Here is a 22206-nt window from a genome sequence, read left to right as displayed (position 1 = left end):
CACGACGACATCCGGACAGAACAAAAACGCCGCGCGATAGTGTCGGTGCAATGAACAGCACGGAGCCGGCAGGCGGCGGGGCGTTCTCCCTGGACACCACTGTCCCGGGCGCCGTATCGCGAGGGTTCGACTCCTTCCTGCGCGAGTGGGAGACGCGGATCGGCGACGGTTTCCCGCAGCCGGCCTACAGCCCGGCCACGACCGGTGACTTCCGGGTCAAAGGCCGCGCCGCCAAGGTGAACGACGTGGCGATCACCGATTTCCACTGCGTGTCGCCCCTCCAAACCACAGGTACCCTGGGCGACATCGAGGACCAGGTACGGATGTACGTGGTACGACGCGGCGCATGGGCCCTGGGCGAAACGCCCGGGCGCGGCGAGCACACGGTGGCGGCCGGACAGTTCCTCCTGCGGCACGTCGGGCGCCCAGCGCATTTCAGGACGGTGCCGCACACGACGGCGAAGATCCTCGTCCTCCCCGCCGCGATGCTCAAACCACTACTCGGGAACCGAAGCGTCATCGGCCCGGCGAATTCGGCCGAGGTGCGCCTGCTCGCGGCCCACGCGAACATGATCCACGCGACGATGGCCGGCCTCAGCCCGGCCGGAGTGGAGGCCGCCCGCAGTACCCTGATCGAACTCACCAAGGCGGTCGCGAAACGCCGGTTCGACGATGTGGAACCTCGGCTGGCTCCCGCGCTCGCCCAAGCGGCGAAGGACCTCGCGAACAGCCGGCTCGCCGACCCCGAGCTCTCTCCGACAATGCTGGCGCGTGAGCTCAACGTCTCCGTCCGCACCCTGCAACGGGCCTTCGCCGAGACGGGAGAGTCGTTGACCGCCTACATCCGCCACCGGAGACTCGAAGAAGCCCGGCTCGCGCTCACCGCGCCGTCCGGCCACCTGAGCATCTCGGAACTCGCCGCCCACTGGCAGTTCGCGGACAGCAGCCACTTCACCCGCGCCTTCAAGAAGCACTACGGTCAGACACCCACCCGATACCGTCGCTCGACCCAGCCGACCGGGCGCGGATGAGCTCGGACACGAAGTCAGGGTCCGACGGACAACGGCAGCGCGGCAAGGTACAACAGCATCTGAAACCCTTGCGTAGTAGCGGACGTCAACACGGACCGACGCGTATCGGGCTGCTGCGCACAAAGAGATCAGTTCAGAATGAGTAGCCGCCGCTGTGAGCTTCCGAACCGGGCCCGATTCCTTGAATCGGGCTTCGGTTGTTCGCCGTCGGCCACGTCCTCGTCGTCGCCAGTGGCGTGCTGTACCTGCTGCTCAAGCCGTCCTGAATTCGCGATGTCGACGTCCCCGGACCGGCGGCAATCGCCGTTCGAACCACAAGTGGGCGAGTACCACCACAGCCATCCAGACCACCAGCATCCGACCGCTGGTACCGGTGGCGAACAAGCCGAGTGAGAGGGGAACCGCGATGCCGGTGACGGTTCGTGAGATCGTTCTCCGGAGATCGGAACTGTGGCTGGCCACACCGGTGACCACGCCAAGAGCGAAGTACGTCGCGACGGCGCCGCACAACAACCACCGTCCTGGATCAGGCAGCGGATCGGAGCCCTGCTTGACCACCGACGAGAGGGAAACGGCGACTGTGGCGATGACGCCGGTGACCAGGCAATGCAACCCGAGCGCGGCGCGCGCCGGGATACGGCCGCCGCGCAGGTGCGGCAAGCCGGCGTATCCGAAGACGACGGACAAGCCGAACATCCCGGCCAGGAGAATGAACGATGCGGCTCCGGTGACAAGCAGGCCGACGTCGTAGCGCACCTCAGCCGCGGCACCGACGACCTGCACCACCGATTCGCCGAGAACGATGATCACGAAGAGCCCCAGCCGCTCGGAGAAGTGCGCCGGATCGACGGACACCCCGTGGATCTCCGGCACCTCACCGTCATGGCCGTCCTTGCGCCGTGATCGGCGCCGAGTGGTGGCTTGCGCGCTGAACTTCGACTGGGTTCTCCCGAGGATCTTGTGGCCGGACACGACCAGGATCAGTACCAGGTCGAGGCCGATTCCCGCCGCCCAGAGCAAGAGCTTCCCCTGCTCGTCCACCCAGATCGACACGATCCAGGGCAGCAGTCCGGTCGAGACCTGCACCACCGGAAAGTCCAGTACGACTTCACCCCGGCGCCACGACTGCGAAGCGTAGAGACGCGTAGCGATGTAGGCGATCGCGAAGGTGTTCAACGGGCGGACGTCTCCCCCGTGGTCGAACGCCGCATGCGCCACGCCCGGCACAGAAGCCACCATCACTCCGAGGCCGAACATCCCGATCATCAGCCGGATCACGTGGGTCTTCGCGGCCGCGACGTTGCCGTACAGCATGAACGTCGTCCAGGTCAGCCAGAAAGCCGGGAACAGCAACGCGTAGAGGCCTAGCGTCGCAAAGTCCAGTGTGGATCCGAGGACATGGGCCAACGCCGCGACGCCTGCCACGACCACCAGGTCGAAGAACAGCTCAGTCCAGCTTGCATGCCGGTCGATCCCGGCGCTCACGGGTTCGCCGTCGATGTTCGGGTCGCTCACGGACCTCGCAACTCCTGTCGGGAAGGATCATGGAACCGGCCGGTCGCGGTCCGGTGACCGAGGCGTCGAATCACCGGCAGCTTCCAAGGACTGCAGACCCCGATGGACGAAGTCGATCATCCAGGAGAAGCTGAGGTCCGCTTCCGCGTCGATCTGGAACCCGTTGACGACTTCCAGCGTCGCGAATCCGTGGAGCACGGTGCGCAGCATCCGCAATGCGTGGATCTGCTCGCCCGGATCGATGTGGTAGCCGTGCAGCATGGCCGCCCAAGAGGCGAGCACCCGGTCGAGCGCCGGGACGAGCGGGTCGTCGGGCCCTGTCGGCCGGGCCGCGTTGCCCGCCGCGTACCGGCCGGGATGTTTCCTCACGTACATCCGCATCGCCTGGGCGCCGGCGACGAGCGCGTCACCGCCGGCTCGTCCCTGGATCGCGTCGCGGATGTCATCGGCGAGTTCGTTCGCGGCCTGCACGCCGATGCGGTGAATGAGGTCGGCCTGGCTGGTGACGTGTTTGTAGAGCGAGGGGGTCTTGACTCCGAGCCGCTCGGCGACCAGGCCGATGCTGAGCCGGGAGAACCCGACCTCGTCCGCCACCGCGGCACCGGCCTCGGTGACCATCGCCGGGGTGAGCCCGGCCCTAGGCACGAGCCAGTGTCCGGTCCAGGAACGGCAAAGTCAGCGCGACGACCTGATCAGGCATCTGGACGTGCGGGTAGTGCCCGGCACCTTCGATGACCACCAGCTCGCCGAGATCCCTCGGCAGATCGGCGATGATCTTCTCGCCCTCGGCACGGGGATCCGCCCAGTCGGGGTCGGCACTACCCTCGATGATCAGAACCGGGCACCTGACCTTGGACAGTTGCGCGCCGGCGTCGGCCGGGCTGCTCTTGCACATGGCCTGCAGGGCCTTCATCCGGCCGGGCTCGCTCAGCTTCGCCTCGATCCTGGCCAGCTCGCTCTCCCAGTCGGCGGGCTTGGCAGGCAGCGCCAGGTCGAGGTACTTCTTCCAGTTCTCCAGTCTGCCTCGCATGATGACCTGCGCCATCTGGGTATAGCCGGATCGGAAGCGCTTGACCCGCACCAGGCCGCCAAGGTCGAAGGGCTGCGCGCGAGTGAACGGTGCCAGTTCGACGACTCCGGCGATCATCTCGGATGCGGTGGCGGCCGCGATGGTCGCGGCACCCCCGCTGATCGACTGACCGATGATCACGGCCGGGCCACCGAGCCGGCGGACGACGGCGACCAAGTCGCCGGCGATGTCGGTGCGGCTGTAGCCGTCCCAGCCCAAGCTGGAGTCACCGCATCCGCGGATATCCACGTTGGCGACCCGGTAACCCTTCGCGGCCAGGGTCGGGGCGAGGAAACGATAGGAGTGGCGGCTGTCGCCGATGCCGTGCGCCAAGACGACGAGCGGCCCCTGTCCGATCACCTCGTAGGCGATGGTGTTGCCGGCGATCTGCAGGTATTCGGTCAAGGCGCTCTCTCCCCGGCGTAGGCTAACATTAATAGCTAGAAGCTAGTGCCGTTAGCTAACCGTGTCAACGTGTGGACATCGGGAGTCGGCATCGACCGCGTTCGGCCGAGACTTCACTTCGACGCCGTCAACGGTCAAGGTGGGCCACGATCAGGTTCGGGTCCTTGGCGGTTAAATACGCGGCGCTGAACACGTAGACGGTGCTGCCTCGCACGGCGACCGACGTGGGATTCTGCAGGCCGTCGGCCGCGGTCAACACGATCGAGTGACTGCCGTCGGGCTGGACGAGCGCGACTTCGTTCGGGGCGTCGAGCGCGGCGAGGAGCTGGTTTCCGTGGCCGGTGAAGGCGAAATCGTCGATCCCCACCAACCCCCGGGCCACGGTCCGGAGCTCGCCGGCGCTGCCGTTGCGCCGGATCGGGATGCGCAGGACGGTGCCCTTGTCGAGGTTCGTGGCCCAAACCGACCCATCGCGCAGCTGCAGCCCGTTCACCCCGAGGAACCCCTCGGCTGCCAGCTCGGGAGCCGTCGACCAGGCCGTGGGCGTTCCACCGGTCACCGGCACCCGCCAGATAGTGCCCAAAACCGAATCGGACACGTAGAGCGTGCCGGTGAACGGATCGAGCGCCAGCCCGTTGGGCAGGCCGTTGGCCGGCAGTGAAGCGATCCGCTGGGGAAGCCCGCCCGGGCGCAGGTGCCAGACACCGGTCAGATCGGACGTTCCGGTGGCGTAGAGGAAGTACAGAGTGCCGTCCGCCGCCCGGGTGATCCCGACGGTCAGGGGAAACCCGAGGGCCGGGGTGTGGACTCCCCCGTCGGCGGGCTGAGGCAGGGTGGCGAGGACGCGCACGGCGCCGCTCGGCGACACTTCCGCGATCTGGCGGCCCTTGGCGAACGTGACCGCCATGGCACCGCTGGGATCCAACGCCACGTTCTCCGGTGTCCGGCCCGCGGCCAGATCGAAGTGGGCGGCGATCCTCGCGCCGCACAACGGCGCCGAGGAAGCCGCGGCCGGCGCAACGCTCAGTGCGGTGATGGCCGCCGCAGCCAGTACGGTCATCGACACAGCGGACTTGGACAGCTTCTTGTTCATGGTTCCTTCTCTGTTCCTGGGCGCGCGTCAGCGACATGCCGACACGCAGGTGTGTGCGAAACCCGGCCCGGGCGGCCCGGGCGGGGTGAAATCAGATCGGCTGGTCCTTCTGGGGCCGGGATGGCGCCAGGACGGTGCCGTGGTCGGTGGCCTGGTCGAGCAGCGTCAGCGCCGCCTGCGAAGGCGAGCCCGGCTCCGTCGTCGCGACCACGACGGCGGGGCCCGGTCCGCTGCTCAAGGTCTGCTGCAGGACCGTAAGCGTCCCGACCAGAGGATGCCGCATTGTGTAGCGGGCGACGGCGCACGCCTTGACCCGGTGGTCGGCCCACATGGCGGCGAACTCGGCACTCTTCGAGCTGAGCTCCCCCACCAGCGCGTACAACGCCGCGTCTCCCGGGTGCTGGCCCGCCACCAGCCGCAGATTCCCGACCACGGCCCGCGCCTTGCCCGGCCAGTCCGCGTAGAGATCCCGGGTGTGGCCGTCGAGGAACACCAGCCGGGCCATGTTCGGGCGCCCTGCCGCCGTCGCCGGAGCGCCGAAGTCCAGGTGACCGGCGAACAGTGCATGCCCCAGCGGATTCCAGGCCAGAACGTCCGTGCGCCGGCCGAGGACGATCGCGGGTACCTCGGCGAACGCCGCCAGCAGCTGACCGGCGGCCTCGGTCACGTACTCCGGCGCCGGCCGGCGGTATCCGGGGCGGCGCCGGCCCAGATCGGCCAAGACGTGCAGGTGCCGACGCTCGGACTCGTCCAGCCGCAGCGCCCCGGCGATCGCATCGAGAACCTCGGACGAGGCACTCGGCGACTGCCCCTGTTCCATCCGGGTGTAGTAGGACGCGCTCACCCCGGCGAGCAGAGCAAGCTCCTCGCGCCGGAGCCCCGGCACCCGTCGCCGTTCGCCGTACGTGGCTACCCCGACGTCCTCAGGGCGCAGTTGCGATCGCCGCGCCTTGAGGAAGTCCCCGAGCTGTGACGTTCCGGTCATGGCTCCAGTATCGGCTGGCCGCGCCGCGCGCTGCCTGCCCCAACCCGGGATAGGCAAACCCGGGGCTGGCCGGCCACCGGCCCGATCGGTGGAGTGGAGTTGTGAACAACACCGATGAACGCGGCTTTCCCGAAAACGTCGACGCCGCTGATTTCGTCTTCACCAGGAGCGCATGGGTCGACGCCGCGCCCATCTCCGCCTACGAGCTGGTCAGCGATGTTTCAGCGGTCAGCCGCTGGAGTCCCACCGCCAGCGCTGTTTGCTACGACGACGACGCCGGCCCCCGGGTCGGCGCCTGGTTCAGCGGCACCAACCGCCGGGACGGCAAGGAGTGGACCACCAGGTCGCAGGTTGTCCAGGCCGATTCCGGAGCGGCATTCGGCTTCGTCGTCGGTGGCGCCCAGGACGGGATCGTGCACTGGACCTGGACCTTCCGTTCGCAAGGGCGGGGCACACTGGTTCAGCAGTCCTGGCAGCTCCTGCGCCTCGATCCGGTACTGGGACGGAATCGCACGGACTTGGAGGCTCTCCGCGAGTACATGATCGGCAGCGTCGAAACCACCTTGGCCGCCCTCGCCCAGTGGATCGCCGAGCAACACGGTGTCTCGAGCTGACATCCCGCGTAGCTGATGGTTCCGGTATTCACCCCGGCGGCTCCAGCCGATGGTGTGGGTCACGCCGGCTGGGTCGGCTGGTGGCGGGCAGGCGCACTCGACCTGGACCGGGGAAGCCGGTGACCCGCGCGTGCCCGTGACCTGACCGTCGCCGACGAGGAAGCCGAACTACTGAGTGCTCCGGCGGTCTGAGGAAGGCCTGGTCGGCAGGTGTCGCGACAAGGGGCAGCACCTGCCGGCCTCCGCCGCCGGTGTTCGGGCTCAATGCTCTCCCGTCGCCAGCACCTGCACCTCCGGCTCCCCCAGCACACGGCCGTACAGCCGGAAGTCCGCGACCGCGCCCTTCAAGTACGGGTGTTTGGGATTCTGCGAACGCCCCAGGTAGTTCAGCTGGGTCGCACCGAGCAGGAGCGGGCTCATCAGCGGTGCCGGGTTCACCCCGGTGAGCACGCCGTCGAAGTACAGCCGCAGCCCGTTGCCCGCCGTGACCGCCACGTGCGTCCACGTCCCCGCCGGGAGCGCGACCGCCGCGTCCACGTAGTCCTCCGCCGCCATGCCGCCCAGCTTCATCGCGCAGCGGGCGACGCCGAGGCCCGTGCGCGGGGTCAGGAACAGGTACGACTGCGTGTTGAAACCCAGGTCGAACACCCGCGCCGAATTGACGATCACGTCCGGGCGGACCCACATCGACACCGTCAGCTCGGTCAGGTTCGCCGGCAAGCCCGGGGCCAGGCGCACGTGCCCGCTGACGCCGTCCAGCTCGATGCCCCGCTCCCCCGGCACCGCGCCGCCGGCGAGCACCGCGTCCGGCCAGCGATGCGTCGACTCGGCGAGATTCCCGTCGAGCGGGTAGACCGCCACGGTCTTCGGTGCAGGCCGGTCCGGCGGTGCGGCGAAGTAGACGCTGTAGTGGTCGTGCTGCACGTCCAGGAACGGGCTCAGCCGCAGCCGCTCCTCCCCCGCCCGCACGCTGAATTCCACGCGCCCGGGCTCGCGCCGCAGCGTGCGCGGGTCCACCGTCGGGGTGACCGGCGGAGCCGAGGACCCGTGCCGGGCCGCGAGAACCAGCGGGCCGTACGTCAGTGCCCGCACCGCGGGGTTGTCCGGCGCGGGCAGCCACCGCGTGGTCATCGGCAGGTGCAGCTCGACGACGTCGCCCGCGTGCCACCGCCGCCGGATCGTCGCGAACCGGCCCGGCGTGGCGGGCACCGGCACGCGGTTGACCGTCAGCCGCGGCTTCGAGACCCACGACGGGATCCGCATGCGCAAGGCGAAAGAGCCGGAGCCGTCGACGCGCAGCCGCACCGTTTCGTCGTACGGGTACTCGGTCTCCAGCCGCACCGAGACGCCATGGAAGTCCACTGTGGAGGCGATGAACAGGTTGACGTACAACGTGTCGCCGGAAGTGAAGTAGATGTTCTCCGCGTACTTCACGTGCGTCTCCAGGCCGGTGCCGTGGTCGCAGGTGAAGTTGCCGTAGTCGCTGCTGTACGAACCGGCGTCGGACGTGACGCCCTGCTTGCCCTGGCGCTGGGCGCCCGGCACCAGGCCGGTGTAGTAGGTGACGAACCCGTGCGGCGAGTCCGGGTCCTGCTCGCCCAGCATCTGGTTGAGCAGCGTCCACTCGTAGTGGTCGAGGTACTCGGTGCGGCTCGGGTCCTGCAGGAACAGCAGCCGGCCGAGCTTGAGCATGTTGTAGCTGTTGCAGTTCTCGCAGGTGTTCTCGCCGAGCTGGCTGACGACCTGGTCCGGCGGCCCGAAGAACTCCGCGTTGGCGTTGCCGCCGATGACGTAGCTGTGGTGGTGGACGACCTGGTCCCAGAAGTACGTCGCGATCGTGCGGTAGCGCTGCTCGCCCGTCACGTCGTACTCCGCCGCCGCGCCGACGATCTTCGCGATGTCGGTGTTCGCGTGCCGCCCGGCGAGGGTGTCCTGGCGGGCCGCGAGGGGCGTGAAGAGCTCGTCGTGGTCGAATCTGCGGGCCAGCGTGAGGTGCAGCGGATCTCGCGTGATCGCGTACAGGTTGGCCAGGGCCTCGTTCATCCCGCCGAACTCGGTGTGCAGGACCTTCTGCATGGCGTCATGGGACAGCGGTGCCGTGCGCGTGTCGATCCAGCGCGCGATGCCGCGGGCGACGTCGAGTGCGCCCGCGGTGCCGAGCAGCCGGTGCTGGTCCAGCAGTCCGGCGAGGATCTTGTGGATCGTGTAGTACGGCGCCCAGACGGATTTCCCGGCTTCGAGGTCGGCGAACGCCTGCTCCGGGAACGCCGAGAGGTAGCCGGACCCCGCCTGGCACTCGGCCAGCGCGGCCACCAGGCGTGTGCTCTTCACGGCCAGTTCGGGGTCGCCGGTGTTCGCGGCCGCGAGGGCCAGGCCGGACAGCAGGTGCCCAGTGGTGTGCCCGCGCAGCTGGATGTCCGGCGCTTCCCAGCCGCCGCACGGTTCGGCCGACGTCGGCAGGCCGGCGGTCAGCCGGAACGTGTGCAGCAGCCGGTCGAAGTCGACGAACTTCAGGTACGCCACGGTCCGCCGCATGTTCGCCAGATACCGGCTCTCCAGCAGCCGGACGCCGCCGAGCGCGACCGGCCGGACCGGGGCGCCCGGGGAAGCCGAAGCGCTCCACGGTGCGACGGCCGCCAGTCCGAGTGCGGCCCCAAGGCCGAGCGCGGTGCGCCGGGTGACGTTCATCTGACCTCCGCCTGCCGGTAGGGCAGCAGGCGCACCGGCCCGACCAGCCCGTACGCCTGCCGCGCCGCGATCGCGAACACGGCCGGACGGCTCACGCGGAGCCGGTTGTTCAGCGTGGTGGCGACCTCCACCTCGATGCTGTTGCGCCCGGACCGCAGCCAGGGCCCGACATCGACGACCGGGTCGAGCACGTCCTGCGGCGGCAGCGCGGCGCCGTTCACCCGCACGCGGTAGGTGTCGAACACCTCGCCGAGGTCCAAATACGCACCGAGCCCGTGGTCCCACCGGCCGAGGTCGACGGTGGTCCGGTAGCGGCCGATGCCCGAGACGTCCTCCAGCCCCGGGATCGAGGGCCAGGCCGCGAGCGTCGTCAGCGAGAACCGCCGCTTGAGCTTGACCGTCGAAGTCGGCGACGTGCCCGGCTGCCAGTCCTCCACTTCGAGGTCCCATGCAGCCAGGGCGATCGGCGCGGGCGGGGACGCGACCGGAGTTCGTGCGACCCGCCCGTTCGCCAGCGTGGTCGAGTACGTGCCCGCGGCCGAAGCCCGCACCACGAGCCTGCCGTCGAGGTACCGCACCTCGGGCGCGTCCGTCGCCACGGCGTTCGGGCCACGGTCGGCGCGGCCGAGCGCGACGATCACCGACTGACCCGGGTTGAGCGACACCGAGACCCGGATTTTGTTGCCGGAGCGGGTAAACACGCCGAGCCGCTCGGTCTTGCCGGTCCAGGCGTTCAGCACGAACGGCTGCGCGTCGCGAGACTGCGCAGTCAGCCACACGTCCTGCGTGACGGCGGTGATCTTGCGGTTCTCGGCGTGCCGCGCGTTGCAGAGGTAGTAGTAGTCGGTGTCGCCGTCGACCCGGTGCACGCTCATCACCGTGGACGCGGCGTGCTCCACATCGCGCGTGACACCCAGCTCGGCCAGCGCGGCCGGGATGCCGGTCGCGTCGGCGACCACGCGGACCGTGCGCTGCGAAAGCAACTCCGCGATGAGGGAACGCAGCCGGTCGTTCTCCCCCGGCTGCGCGATTCCCTCGGCGTGCACGTCGGCCCAGGTGCCGATGACGATCGTCGGCAGGCCCGCACGGGCGAAGTCCAGGAGCCGCTGCGCCGCGGGCACCGACAGCGTGTGTTCGCTGCCGTGGAACTGGTCGCCACCGAGGATCATCGCCTTGTACGCGGGCCCGTCGGGCGCCAGCCGTCCGCCCCGCACGACGGCGCTCGGCAGGTCCAGCACGCCCTCGCTGAGGAAGCCGTGGGTCCAGCCGGTCGGGACGCCGTCGTTGGTCGCCCACGGCGCGCCGATGCCGGTGGACGTCCAGCCCTTCTGCCGGAAGAAGACGAGGTCCACCTGCGGCCGCCCGGTGCGCAGCACCAGCTGCGCGCGGGCGAACCAGCCGGCGATGTCCGGCACGTGCCCCCAGGTCGGCTGCCGCGGGCCCCACGCCTCGGCGTAGCCGATGCCGGTGCCGTTGTACGGCGAGAAAGCGGCGAACCCGGGCCACTCGGCGCCCGGCGCCATGGCGTAGGCGAACCCGTGCAGCACGGCCTGGTTCGCCCCGCCCGCGAAGACGCTGCCCATCGTCTGCAGCACCTTGTCCCAGGTGGTGTTGTACGCGCCGTTCGCGTACGCCGCCGACTCGCACGACAGCAGCTGCCGCCCGCCCATGTCGCGGCCGGAGGCCAGGACGCGGTAGTCGTCGAGGTTCTTGAACCCCAGCGACTCGCTTTCCGGCACGTCCAGCAGCGCCGCGCTGCGGATGGCGTCGGTCGGCAGGCCGTAGGGCTGCACGCGCAGGGTCATGCCGAGGCGGTGCGCGAAGTCCCGCACCGGGATCAGGTGGTTCTCGTGGTAGAGGTCCGAGAGCACCTCGTTGTAGTCGTCGCGGACGTGGTTGGACGTGTCGGTGTCGAAGGCGAACGGGTACTTGCCCTTTTTCTGCACGACGACCGGCAGGTACGGCAGCAGGTCGTAGCCCGCCCGGCGCCGGAATTCGGCCAGGAAGCCCGGGGTCCAGATCGTCGCGTCGGTTTCGATCTCCAGGGAGTCCTCGAAGAGGTCACCGCCGACGGCCTTCAGCAGGCGCCGGATGGCGGGCGTGAGAATCGTCGAGTTCCACTCGTCCAGCACGACCTTGGTGCCCGCCGCGCTGAAGTGGTCGACGACGTAGGCGAGCGGTGCGGTGTGCGGGCCCGCTTCCGGTTGCTGCGCCGAGCCACGGACCCAGTACGCGAGCAGCACCCAGGTGCCATCGGGTGCGGTCCAGTCGATCTGTCCGTTGTGGACTTCCACGGACCGCACCGACACCGGGTCGAGCGACACCGTGGCCGCGGTGGGCGAACCGATCACCCGGGCGGCCTGGACGGCGACCAGGTCCTGCTTGCCGACGCCGTCCTCGGCGGGCACCAGCGCAGCCGGCGGCGGGCCGGTGTAGCTGCCGACGACCGTGATGACGCCGTGCGCCAGTTCCTTGCTCGCCGCGACGTCGTCGGGCGTGATGGTCGGCACCGCGGTGGGCCAGCAGGGGCCCATCGCGAGGTCGACGGTCAGGCCGCGGGCCTTCGCCCGGCGCAGTGCCGTCTCCACCGCCGCGAGCCACGCGGGTGTGCCCCAGCCGTGGTGCTCGGGATCCATGACGGTCTGCACGCTGTGGTGGACGTCCTGGATTTCGACGCCGCCGAACCCGGCGTCGGCGATCTGGTCCACCTCGCGGGCGATCTCGCCGAGGTCGACCAGGCCGTGCGGCCACCACCAGCGGAACTTGGCGGCCGTCCTCGCATCGGGTCTGGCGAACTGCCGGGCGAACGGCTTCCCGGGTACGGCGAGTGCGGGTGGCGCCCACGAGAGGGTGGCGCCCACGCCGAGTGCGGCACCGATCGTGAGCACCGTGCGTCTGCTGACCGTCATCGGATGGCCTCCAAGCGGGCGGTGACGGCGGCCTGCGGGCGCAGCGCGACCGGGCCGACGAGGCCTGACGGAAGGATCTTGTTGCGTGAGTTGGCCAGGGTGTTGGTGACGCGGACGCTGATCGTGTTGACGCCCGGGCGCAGCGCCTTCGTGGCGTCCACTGTGTACGGATGCCAGAGCGCTGTGGGCAGCTCGGTGCCGTTCACCGTCGCCGTGGCGAGGTCGTGCACCTCGCCGAGATCGAGGATCAGCTTGCGCTGCGCCAAGTCCTCGGCCGTGAGCGTCACCGTCGTGGTGTAGACGGCGCTGCCGGAGAACGTCGGCGCGAACGTGGTCCAGGAGCCGAGCGGGCGTTCGGTGGCGACGGCGCCGTCCTGCTCCAGCCGGACCGTCCACGGCCCGGTCAGCGCGATCGGCGCCAGCGGGTCGGTGACCCGCACGGTGCCCCGGTAGGTGCGGCCGTTCGCCTGCCCGGTGAGCGCGTAGGTGCCTGACGCCACCGCGGTCACCGCCGCCTGCATTTCCCGCCCGGTCAAGGAAACCGAACCGGCGGGCAGGGTGCCGTCGGTCAGGTGCGCGGTGTCACGGACGCCCTGGCGGAACACCACGCCGAGGGTCTCGTACGGCTGGAGCGTGACCGGGACGCCGGTGGTGGCCCAGCCGCGCGAATATGCCGTGGCGACCTTCGCCGTACCGGTGCGCGGGTCCCAGATCTCGGGCGTGCCGCCGACCGGGAACGTCACGGTGGTGGTCACCACGGCGTCGCTCTCGTTGTTGAGCAGGAACGCGGTGTCCGCGCCCCGGCCGGTGCGCTGCACCCGCACGGCGTCCGCCGCGGGCTGCAGCCGCGCCGCGCCGAACCCGGCGTTCTGCGCCAGGCCCGCGATCGCGTTCACGTCGGTGACCAGCGCGACCGCCCCGGCGCCACGCCGGGTCCATGACGAGCTGCCGGACAGATTTCGCAGCTCACGGGCCAGGTCGGCATCCCGCCCGGCCGCCTCCCGCGTGGGCAGCGGACCGACCGCGATGAGGTGTCCCCCGCTCTGGACGAACTTCGTCAGCGTGCGCGCGGTCTCGAGGTCGACCACCGGGGTCCGCGGCAGCACCGCGAGCTGGTAGTCCGCCCGACCGACCTGCAGGGTCCCGGCGCGCGGGACGGCCTGGAAGCGCGCGGCCGGGTCGCCCGAGAGCGACGAGTCGCTCAGCAGGTCGAAGTCGACCTGTCCGCGTTCGAGGGCGAACGCCGTCGCCGAGAGGTCGTCGTCCAGCCGGTGGCCCGCGTCGGATTTCCGGGTCTGCTCGGCGGCCCGCTGCGGCTGGACGAGCCCGCTCCGGGCGAGGTTCGTGCCGCGGCCCAGCTCCATCACGCGGCCGATCCACGCGTCGACGTCGGGCATGTCCTCCCAGAACGTGCTGCGCGGCCCGAACGGCGGCGCGAACGTCACCGACGTCTCGTCGGTGTACATCGCGTGCAGGAAGGTCAGGTTGACGCCTCGGGTGGCCAGCGCGCCGACGGTGGCGTGCATGTAGTCGGGCGCCACCTGCCAGCCCGCGTTGCCGAAGGTCTCCATCAGCGACCGCGGCGCGCCGCTCTGATGGGCGGCCGAAGAAGCGTTGCGGGCCAGGGTGGTCTGTCGACCGGCGGTGTAGTCGGTGGTGATCATGTCGCTGCCGGGGACCTGCGCCCACTGGTTGTCCTTGGCCAGGTCGCCGGTCGAGTTCATCCGCTGCTGCGGGCCCTGCTCGTCGAGCAGCGGGTTGGAGATCAGCTTCAGGCCGTGCTTGGCCATCCAGTCGGCTTCGCGCCGGTAGTAGCTGGTCGAGAAGAGGTTGTCGACCGCTCGCCAGTACGTCCCGGCGGCCCGGTCCGCGACCGCGTCGAGGCCGTCGGCCGCCGCGGTGTAGGCGACGCCCGGGGTGCCGCCGGCCGCGCGGACGGCGTCGGCGAGCCCGGGCGACGACGGGAGGCGCTTGAACGGGTGCGGCTGCGCGGAGGCGAGGAACGGCTCGTCGTCCCAGAACCCGGGCACGACCGAGCCCATCGCCCACGGGAACCGGCGCGCGTACTCCTCGGGCGCGATGCTCAGGAATGCGTCAGTCGCGGCCGGGTCGAGCAGGTCGAGGTACCCGCGGACGTACCCGCTGGAGTCGTCCCGCAGCAGGACCTGCGAGTAGACGTCGACCTGCCAGCGGCCCGCGGGCACCTGCCAGGTGTCGCCGGTCAGCTCCACCGCGGCGGTCGTGCCCACCGGCCGCGCGGCCGCCGCGGTGACTCCCGTGAGGTTCACGCGGTTCTGTGAGAAGTCCGCGAGCGCGGTGGCGTCGTCGAACGTCGACGTCCACAGCTTGGCGCCGTCCGCGGCGGTGACGGTCAAGTCGTCCCACAGCGAGCGTTGCGTACCTTCGGCCGACACCGCCGCGGCGCCGGCCGGGTAGCTCGCGTCGGTGGCCGCGGGCTGCACGGTGTTGTTGATCTTCGGGGTGATCGTGGTCCCGGAGACGGTGACGCTCACCGTCTGCACGTGGGTCGGGGTGAAGCCGGGCGTGTTGACCCCGGTGGTCAGCCGCGTCCGGTTCGGACCGTCCACTTTGTACACACTGGCCGCGCCCTTCTGGTCGACGTCCACGAGGTAGCCGTGGGTGCCGTCCGAGCGCACCGCCAGCTGGACGCCTCCGGTGGTCAGCGTGACCTTGCCGCTCACGGTGTAGTCGGTCCAGCCGGCGCCGGGGGCGAGCGGGGCGGCGCCCGGCGCGGTCGCCGGGTCGACGACGAGCTTGCCGGTGTCCACGCTGAGCCCCGAGGTCTCCGCGAGCTTCAGCGTCGACGGCCCCGTGGCAATCCGGGTCGAGCGCAGCAGGCCTTTCAACCGCAGGTCCGGGCGGGCGGGGATGGTGCGGGCGCCGAGAGTGCCGCCGTTGACGACGTAGTTCGCGCCGCGGCCGCTGGGGAAGTTGTTGTCGTTGAACAACCACATCTTCATGCCGGTGCGCTGCGCCTCGCGCAGCACGTGCCCGACGAGGGTGAACCAGTCCTCGGACAGGAAGACCGGCTGCATCGAGTCGCCACCGAGCGGGAAGATGACCGCCTCGTAGATGCCCTTGGCGCGCATCTCCGCCATCTGGTGGTCGGTGATCGCGCTGGTGATCGTGTTGTTCCAGTACCAGTAGATCGCCGGGCGGCTGTCCTTCGGCGGGTTCGCGAAGGCGGCCGGGTCGAAGCCGGGGTCGTGCCCGGCGGTGGCCGGGGTGCTCACGCTCAGTGCGGTGACCACCGCGAGCACGAGGGACATCAAGGTCCTGCGCATGGGATTCCCTTTCAGCCGCGCGAAACGGGTTGCCGGAAGGTGTGGGTGCCCGAGCCGACGCGGTAGACGGCGTCACCCTGCGGAAGGTGCACTTCGGCCGTGCTGCCCGGCGGGACGGTGACGGTCAGCCGGTACTCGCGATCGGACCTCGTCCACGCGGTGGAGATCCGGCCGTGCGGGCTCTCGTAGCTGCCGGACGCGGACGTCAGGTCGCCGACGACCGCCGGGTCGATCACCAGGGTGTCGAAGCCCGCCGAACCGGGTGCCTGGCCGATGCCGGTCAGCCGCGTGGTGAGCCAGCCGTCCAGCGCGCCGAGCATGAAGTGGTCCTGCGACTGGCCGCTGCCGCCGTCCCAGGTCTCCCCCAGCGCGGTCAGCCCGGCCTGCACCTGGTGGCCCAGGCTGGGACTGGTGGTCTGCGTGGCGATCCGGTGGACGACGTCGTCGCGGCCCGCCGTCGACAGGACTCGCAGCACGGACGGAAAGGAGATCTCCCCCATCACCAGGTGCCACCCGGCGGCTTCGATGGTGTCGATCAGGTGCAGGGTCTGGCCGGCCCGCAGGTCGGCGGGCACCGCGCCCATGTCGAGGGCCAGCGCCGTCGCGCCCTGCCCACCGCCGCCGAACAGCCCAGTGGTGGGGTTGTAGTACTTCGTCCAGACGGCTTTCGCCAACGCGTCGGCCTGCGCGCGGTAGGGCGCGGCGTCCTGGCCGAGCGCCGTCGCCACTTTCGCCAGCCCGTCCGCGACCGCCCAGACACCGAAGGAGCTGACGATCGGACGCGGCATCACCGGCTTCTCGGTGGTGATCCAGTCGCCGAGGCCGTAGTCGTAGACGCCGTCGGTCCACCGCGTGGGCTGGCCCTGAAGGAAGGCGAGGTAGCGCTGCATCGCGGGGAAGTACCGCTCGAGGAGTTCCTTGTCGCCGTAGGTCTGGTACGCCTTCAGCGGCACCAGGACCAGAGCGCCACCCCAGTTCGGGTCGTCGCGGTAGGCGCCGGCGAGCGTCACGTGGTCCGGCACGGTGCTGGGCACCAGGCCGCTCGCCTCCTGCCCGTCGGCCATGTCCTGCACGATCTTGCCGAGATAGGCCTCGACGTCGTAGTTGCGGGCGAGCGCGTCGAACGCGAGGTGGTCCTGCTCCAGCCAGCCGAGCTTCTCGCGGCTCGGGCAGTCGGTGAGAACGCTCTGCATGTTGTTCTCGACGGCGGCCCGGGTGAGCCGGTGGATGCCGTCGAGCGTCGCGTCCGAGGAGTCGAAGTCACCCGCGGACCGGTTGTCCGCCATCACGCGCAGGCCGGCGACCGACAGTTGTGCGTCGTCCGGGACACCGGCGACCTCGAGGTAGCGGAAACCGTGGTAGCTGAAGTCGGGGTGCCAGGTCTGCGTGCCGCCCTTGCTCGTGAAGCCGTCCCAGACCGGCGCGCCGACGTTGCTGATGGACTGGTCCACGTGCCCGTCGCGCAAGGCCTCAGCCGGGTACACGCGCATCGTGGTCCCGGCCGGCGCGGTGAGGGTCACCTGCGGCAAACCGGCGATGTTGCGGCCGACGTCGTAGACGCGCACACCGGGTGCCGGACGCGAAATCTCCTTGCCGGGCAACTGTTCCACCACACGGACGGGCTCGCTCCGCCGCGCGGACAGCTTCGCCGTGCTCGTCACGGGCACCACCGGCGACCAGTTCGCCCGGTCGGCGCCGGGCTGGTCCCAGCCGGGGATCTCACGCCGGGCGTCGTAGTCCTCGCCGCCGTACCACTGGGACACGGTGGTCGCGCCGAGCGTGGTGCGCCAGCCGGAGTCGGTGCCGATCCGCTGCACCGTGCCGTCCGCCATGGTGATCTCCAGCTGCGCGATCACCTGCGGGTCGCTCACCGTGCGCGCGAACTTCCGGTAGCGGCCGGAGGTGTGCAGCGCGTCCGCGGTGCCGTTGCCGACCGCGATGCCGATCGTGTTCGCGCCGCCGCGAACCTGCCTGGTCACGTCGTACGCGGCGTAGGTGACGCGCTCGGCGTAGTCGCTGTCGCCGGGCTCCAGCACAGCGTCGCCGACGCGGGAGCCATTGAGACTCGGCACGTAGACGCCGAGGCCACTGACGTACAGCCGGGCACTGGTGACGCGGCCACGCACGGAGAAGTCCTTCGCGAACACCGGCAGCGCGGACGGCAGCCAGGTCGCGGGCACCGGCTGGTCCGTCACGGACTTGGCGACGGTGAACGGCCCAGCTGCGTCGGCCGCGGTCTGCACGGAGTAGTCGACCGGGAAGCCGGGCGTCCGGCCATCGGCGGTGAGGGTGTCGGTACGCGGGTACAGCACGACCTGGTCGAAGGTGTGCGCGGCGCCGAGGTCGATGGTGAGCCAGATGTCGGCGTCCGCGCTGGTGTGCGCGGCACTCTGGTAGCCGGCGTTCCCGGCGTCCTCGGGGTTGGACGTGGTCAGGCCGTCGGCGATCAGGCCGGGCTCCCACTCCTTGCGCACGGTCTGGGTCTCCGACGCGGTGACGTACTTCTGGCGTCCGGCGGCGAAGTTCACCGTGGGATCCGCCGAGTCGCGCACCTGCAGCTCGGCCAGCTGCAGCCGGTAGGTCAGGTCGGGGAAGCGGCGGGTGGCGCCGGTGGTGACCATGCGGTTCTGGCTGTCGAGGGGCTGTTCGGCCAGCGGCAGGCCGAGCTTGGTGACGTCGAGCTTGACGTACCGCGCGGTCTGTGGCGGCAGCGTGACAGCCACCGGCTGCGCGGGCTTGCCGCCGAGTTGCCACCGGCTGTTCGCCACCCAGCCGGCGGACCAGTCCTTTTGCTCGGTCAAGCCGGTTTCGAACCAGGTGGGGGCGCTCCACGCCGAGGGTACCCAGCCGGACCAGACGCGGACCCGCCAGTAGACGCGCTGACGGCTGCCGAGGGCATGGCCCGCGTAGTCGGCTTCGGTCGTCGTGCCGGTGACGCGGCCGGTGTCCCAGAGGTCGGGGCGGGCCAGCCGTGCTGCTGAGGTCGCGGCCTGGATTTCGTACGTGGTCTGGTCCCGCGCGACCGTTCGCCAGCTCAGCGCCGGGGCCGTGTCGTCCATCCCCAGTGGACGATCGAGGTGGTTCGAGCGGAGATCGGCGGCGGTGAAGAACCGGCTTCCGGGGTCGGCGTCCGCGGGCGCCGTGGTGCCGGCGACGAGGAGCGAGGCCAGGGCGGCGAGGGTGAGCAGACGGCGGGATCTGTGGCGCACAGCGGCTCCGAGATTCGGCAGTGAATCGTTTCAACTATATGCGGGACGCGAACCTTTCGACAAAGGAGGGTAGGGCCATCGGGGTTCAAGCAAGCGGGCATCCCGAAGGAAGGTGCCCGCCGCCTCCGCGTTGAAAGGTTTCATATCGTCGACGCGGTGACGCTACCTTGCGTCCGAAGGCGAAGTCAATGACGAGCGGGCGGCTCAGCTGATGAAGCCCGCCGCCTCGAGCCAGTCGGGAGCCACGGTCGCGGGCTTCTGGCCGTCGACGCTCACCTTCTTGTTCAGGTCCGTGAGCGTCGCGGTGTCGGGCTTCGCGGCGATCGGCGTGAAGACCGGCAGATCGGTGGCGAGATCCGGCGGCTCGATGCCGTCTTCCGGCGCACCGGCGCCTCGGTCCCTGAACCGCAGTGCGGCTTGGCGCCATTGGTGCCGCTCCCACCTTCGGGTCGGTGGCTGCGGGGAAGGACTTCAGATGCGGGCGGGCGTCCAGTCCGGTCCGTCACGGATGACCACGGACTTCAACAGCCCGGCCGCTCGCCGGACTCCTTCTTCCGAGCCGATGAGGACGTCTTCGTGCTCGATGTTGAGCGACCCGTCGTAGCCGACCGACCGGAGGGCGTACACGAACTCCGACCAGAACGTCGCACCGCCCGGGTGACCGAGGCCGAGCGTGACGTAGTTCCACGACCGGTCGGCGGCGTGCGCCGGCGGCAGCGTGTCCAGGATGCCGTTGGCCGCGGCGTTCGGCCGTTCGACCCGGGTATCCTTGGCGTGTACGTGGAAGATCGCCGGCCCCAGGCTGCGGATCACCGCGAGGATGTCAGCACCCATCCACATCAGGTGCGAGGGATCGAGGTTCGCCCCCACGACGTCGTCACCCACCGCTTCCCGGAGCCGGTGCATGGTCGCGACGTTGAACACCAGCTGGCGGCCGTGCATCTCCACCGCGAGCCGGACACCACGCCGGCGAGCGAACTCCGCAAGATCGTGCCAGTACGGGATCGCCACCTCGTTCCACTGGTACTCGAGCACTTCCAGCGTCTCGGGCGGCCACGAGGTCGTGATCCAGTTCGGTGTGCGTTCGCCCTTCGCACCAGGCAGGCCTGACATCAGCACGACGACGGGCACCCCCAGTTCCCCGGCGACGGTGATGGTGTCCCGGACGACCCGGTCGTGCTCTGCCCCCTGCACCGGGTGCAGCTGGTTGCCGTTCGCGTTGAGGGCGCTCAGCGAGAGTCCACGCGACTCCACCTCCTTGGCCAAGCGGCCCCGGGCCGCCGGGTTCGACACCAGTTCGTTCAGGTCGGCGTGCGGGGCTGCCGACCAGTTCCCGGTCGCGAGCTCGATCGTGTCCAGTTCGAGCTCGACGGCGAGGTTGAGCACCTCCTCGAGCGGGCGGCTGCCGACCGAGTCCGTGATGAGTCCGAGTTGCACGGGAATCCAATCTGTCCTACGTCGTTGTGCGAGTGAGGAAGAAACCGATGTCCTAGAGCGCGACTTCGTCGACGCGAACCGGCCGTCTTTCCCGAGCGGACACAGTCGCCGCTTCGGCGACCCAGGCCGTTCGCAGTGCGTCGCCCAACGGGGTCGGCGATTCGACAGTGCCCGCCGCGACGGCGCAGAAAGTCTCGAGCTCGATCCGGAACGCTTCGGCGAGGCGATCCATGAAGAACGTGTGCGGCGGCCCGGCCGGCCAGGTGGCTCCCGGCTGCGTCGAGCGAAGCGGAAGACCGTCGTCGAGCCCGGCGGCAACGGAGTCGTCGCTGCCGTGGACTTCGAGACGGACGTCGTAGCCACGCGCATTGGTGCGCGTGTTGGAGACGACGCCGATCGTCCCGTCCTCCATGACGAGCAGCGTCGACGCGGTCGAGAAATCGTCGTTGTCGAGATACAGCTCAGCAGGTGCCGATGGATCCACCGCACCGACCGCGTGGACTTCGACGACCTCCCGGCCGGTGACCCACCGGACGGCATCGAAGTCGTGGACCGCGCAGTCGCGGAAGATCCCGCCGGACACGGCCAGGTAGGAAGCCGGCGGGGGTGCCGGATCCATGGTGGTCGACCGGACGGTGTGGACCCGCCCCAGCGAACCACCGCGGACCGCGTCGCGGGCGGCGGCGAAAGCGGGATCGAATCGCCGGGGGTACCCGATCTGAATCGGCACACCCGCACCTTCGAGCTCGTCCCGTACGCTCGCCGCCTCGCGCGCGGAGCCGGCGATCGGCTTCTCGCAAAACGTCGGTATGCCGCGCTTCACCGAGGCCAGCATCAGTTCCGCGTGCGCCGCGGTCGACGCCGCGATGACGAGGCCGTCCACGCCCGCGTCGAGCAGCTCGTCCGGCGAGCCGGCCGCACGAGCCTTCGGGATTCGTTCGGTCACGGACTTCATCGCCGTATCGAGCGCGTCGACGACGACCAGTTCCTCGACCGCACTCAATGCGGCGAGGGTGTCCGCGTGGAAAGCCCCGATCCGGCCGAGCCCGATGAGTCCGATCCGCATGTCACCAACCTTCTTTCACGCCAAAGGCTGCCCGGAAGCGCTCGACCGCGGCGGTGTCGTCACCGCTCGGCCATCCCTCCAGCCCGACGGTTCCCCGGTATCCCGACTCGGCCAAGGCGGCAGCGACCCGGGGGTAGTTGATCTCGCCCGTTCCCGGCTCGCAGCGGCCAGGGACGTCGGCGACCTGGATCTCGCCGATGAACGGCAGCGCCCGGCGGCACAGATCGATCAGGTTCCCCTCACCGATCTGAGCGTGGTACAGGTCGAGCATCAGCCGCAGGTTCGGGTGGTCCACCGCCTGGACGAGAGCGAGGCAGTCGTCCGCGCGGGCGAACGGAACTCCCGGGTGGTCGACGGCGAGGTTGAGGTTCTCCAGGACGAACACGACGTCGTTCTTCGCCCCGAGCTCGGCCATCCGCACCAGCGTGTCCCGCGCGGCGAGCCACATGGCACCGGTGGTCTTCTCGACGGGAACGACCGGCAGGCCATCACCGCCGAGTCCCGTCCCGTGGAGGTTGAGCCGGGTGATCCCCAGCCTTTTCGCGACCGGTATCGACTTCTCCGCGGTGGCGAGCAGGTCGGCTACAGCGGACGGCTCGACCAGCCCGCCCCGGACGTAGCCCGTCATCGACGAGTAGACGGCTCCTTCGTCGCGCAGCGACACGAGGGCGTCGATGTCATGCTTGGTCCAGTCCCAGATCTCCACCTGGACATCGAGCCGGGTCAGGCGGCGGACCCGCTCGACGATCGGCAGATCGCGGAAGACCATCTCCGCGCAGACCGCGAGCACGAACGGGCCGTGCACTCCCCTCGCTACGACCATGCCAGTCCGCCTCCCTGCATGGCCGGGCTGTGCCCGGCACCGGCACGGGCCGCCCTT

At 70.0% G+C, this 22206-nt stretch carries 14 protein-coding genes; 2 read left to right on the top strand and 12 right to left on the bottom strand.

Annotated elements, in window-relative coordinates; genetic code table 11:
• Window positions 1-50: 50 nt before the first annotated feature.
• Complete coding sequence (locus CF165_RS50620) at window positions 51-1031, top strand: helix-turn-helix domain-containing protein (protein ID WP_143268776.1); 981 nt, start codon at window positions 51-53, stop codon at window positions 1029-1031.
• 252 nt (window positions 1032-1283) lie between these two features.
• Here CF165_RS50620 and CF165_RS39660 read toward each other — a convergent pair whose 3' ends face one another.
• From CF165_RS39660 to CF165_RS39640, 5 genes are all read right to left on the bottom strand, one after another.
• Window positions 1284-2546, bottom strand: a complete 1263-nt coding sequence (locus tag CF165_RS39660; protein WP_093952731.1) for a low temperature requirement protein A — start codon at window positions 2544-2546, stop codon at window positions 1284-1286.
• Window positions 2547-2573: 27 nt separating this feature from the next.
• A complete protein-coding gene (locus tag CF165_RS39655) occupies window positions 2574-3191 on the bottom strand; it encodes a TetR/AcrR family transcriptional regulator (protein WP_093952730.1) in 618 nt (205 codons plus the stop codon).
• Complete coding sequence (locus CF165_RS39650; RefSeq protein ID WP_093952729.1) at window positions 3184-4020, bottom strand: alpha/beta fold hydrolase; 837 nt, start codon at window positions 4018-4020, stop codon at window positions 3184-3186. Before CF165_RS39650 ends, CF165_RS39655 begins: the two co-directional genes overlap by 8 nt.
• Before the next feature lie 127 nt (window positions 4021-4147).
• Window positions 4148-5113 carry an SMP-30/gluconolactonase/LRE family protein gene (locus tag CF165_RS39645; protein ID WP_093952728.1) on the bottom strand — a complete coding sequence of 322 codons (966 nt, stop codon included), beginning with the start codon at window positions 5111-5113 and terminating at the stop codon, window positions 4148-4150.
• A 91-nt stretch (window positions 5114-5204) separates the two neighbouring features.
• Window positions 5205-6098, bottom strand: coding sequence for a helix-turn-helix domain-containing protein (locus tag CF165_RS39640; protein ID WP_093952727.1), 894 nt, complete (start codon window positions 6096-6098; stop codon window positions 5205-5207).
• A 101-nt stretch (window positions 6099-6199) separates the two neighbouring features.
• On the opposite strand from CF165_RS39640, the gene CF165_RS39635 reads away from it, so the two are divergent.
• On the top strand, window positions 6200-6712 hold the full coding sequence (locus tag CF165_RS39635) for an SRPBCC family protein (protein ID WP_093952726.1): 513 nt from the start codon (window positions 6200-6202) through the stop codon (window positions 6710-6712).
• A gap of 261 nt (window positions 6713-6973) precedes the next feature.
• On the opposite strand, the gene CF165_RS39630 is transcribed toward CF165_RS39635, so the two are convergent.
• The 7 genes from CF165_RS39630 to CF165_RS39600 all read right to left on the bottom strand — a co-directional run bounded on the left by CF165_RS39630 (window position 6974) and on the right by CF165_RS39600 (window position 22149).
• Window positions 6974-9400: a beta-L-arabinofuranosidase domain-containing protein gene (locus tag CF165_RS39630; protein ID WP_093952725.1), complete on the bottom strand. Its 2427-nt coding sequence runs from the start codon at window positions 9398-9400 to the stop codon at window positions 6974-6976.
• Window positions 9397-12309 carry a glycosyl hydrolase gene (locus tag CF165_RS39625; protein ID WP_093952724.1) on the bottom strand — a complete coding sequence of 971 codons (2913 nt, stop codon included), beginning with the start codon at window positions 12307-12309 and terminating at the stop codon, window positions 9397-9399. The genes CF165_RS39630 and CF165_RS39625 overlap by 4 nt, the downstream gene beginning before the upstream one ends.
• Window positions 12306-15614, bottom strand: coding sequence for a glycosylhydrolase-like jelly roll fold domain-containing protein (locus CF165_RS39620; RefSeq protein ID WP_205661099.1), 3309 nt, complete (start codon window positions 15612-15614; stop codon window positions 12306-12308). Before CF165_RS39620 ends, CF165_RS39625 begins: the two co-directional genes overlap by 4 nt.
• 11 nt (window positions 15615-15625) lie before the next feature.
• Window positions 15626-18823 (bottom strand): family 78 glycoside hydrolase catalytic domain, encoded by a 3198-nt coding sequence (locus tag CF165_RS39615; RefSeq protein WP_093952723.1) that lies wholly within the window; start codon window positions 18821-18823, stop codon window positions 15626-15628.
• A gap of 471 nt (window positions 18824-19294) precedes the next feature.
• Window positions 19295-20260: a sugar phosphate isomerase/epimerase family protein gene (locus CF165_RS39610; protein ID WP_093952722.1), complete on the bottom strand. Its 966-nt coding sequence runs from the start codon at window positions 20258-20260 to the stop codon at window positions 19295-19297.
• A 52-nt stretch (window positions 20261-20312) separates the two neighbouring features.
• Window positions 20313-21326, bottom strand: coding sequence for a Gfo/Idh/MocA family protein (locus tag CF165_RS39605; RefSeq protein ID WP_093952721.1), 1014 nt, complete (start codon window positions 21324-21326; stop codon window positions 20313-20315).
• A gap of 1 nt (window position 21327) precedes the next feature.
• Window positions 21328-22149 carry a TIM barrel protein gene (locus CF165_RS39600; protein WP_093952720.1) on the bottom strand — a complete coding sequence of 274 codons (822 nt, stop codon included), beginning with the start codon at window positions 22147-22149 and terminating at the stop codon, window positions 21328-21330.
• Window positions 22150-22206 lie beyond the last annotated feature (57 nt).

Source organism: Amycolatopsis vastitatis (assembly GCF_002234595.1).
Lineage (GTDB): Bacteria > Actinomycetota > Actinomycetes > Mycobacteriales > Pseudonocardiaceae > Amycolatopsis > Amycolatopsis vastitatis.
This window is presented reverse-complemented; position numbering and strand designations above follow the sequence as displayed.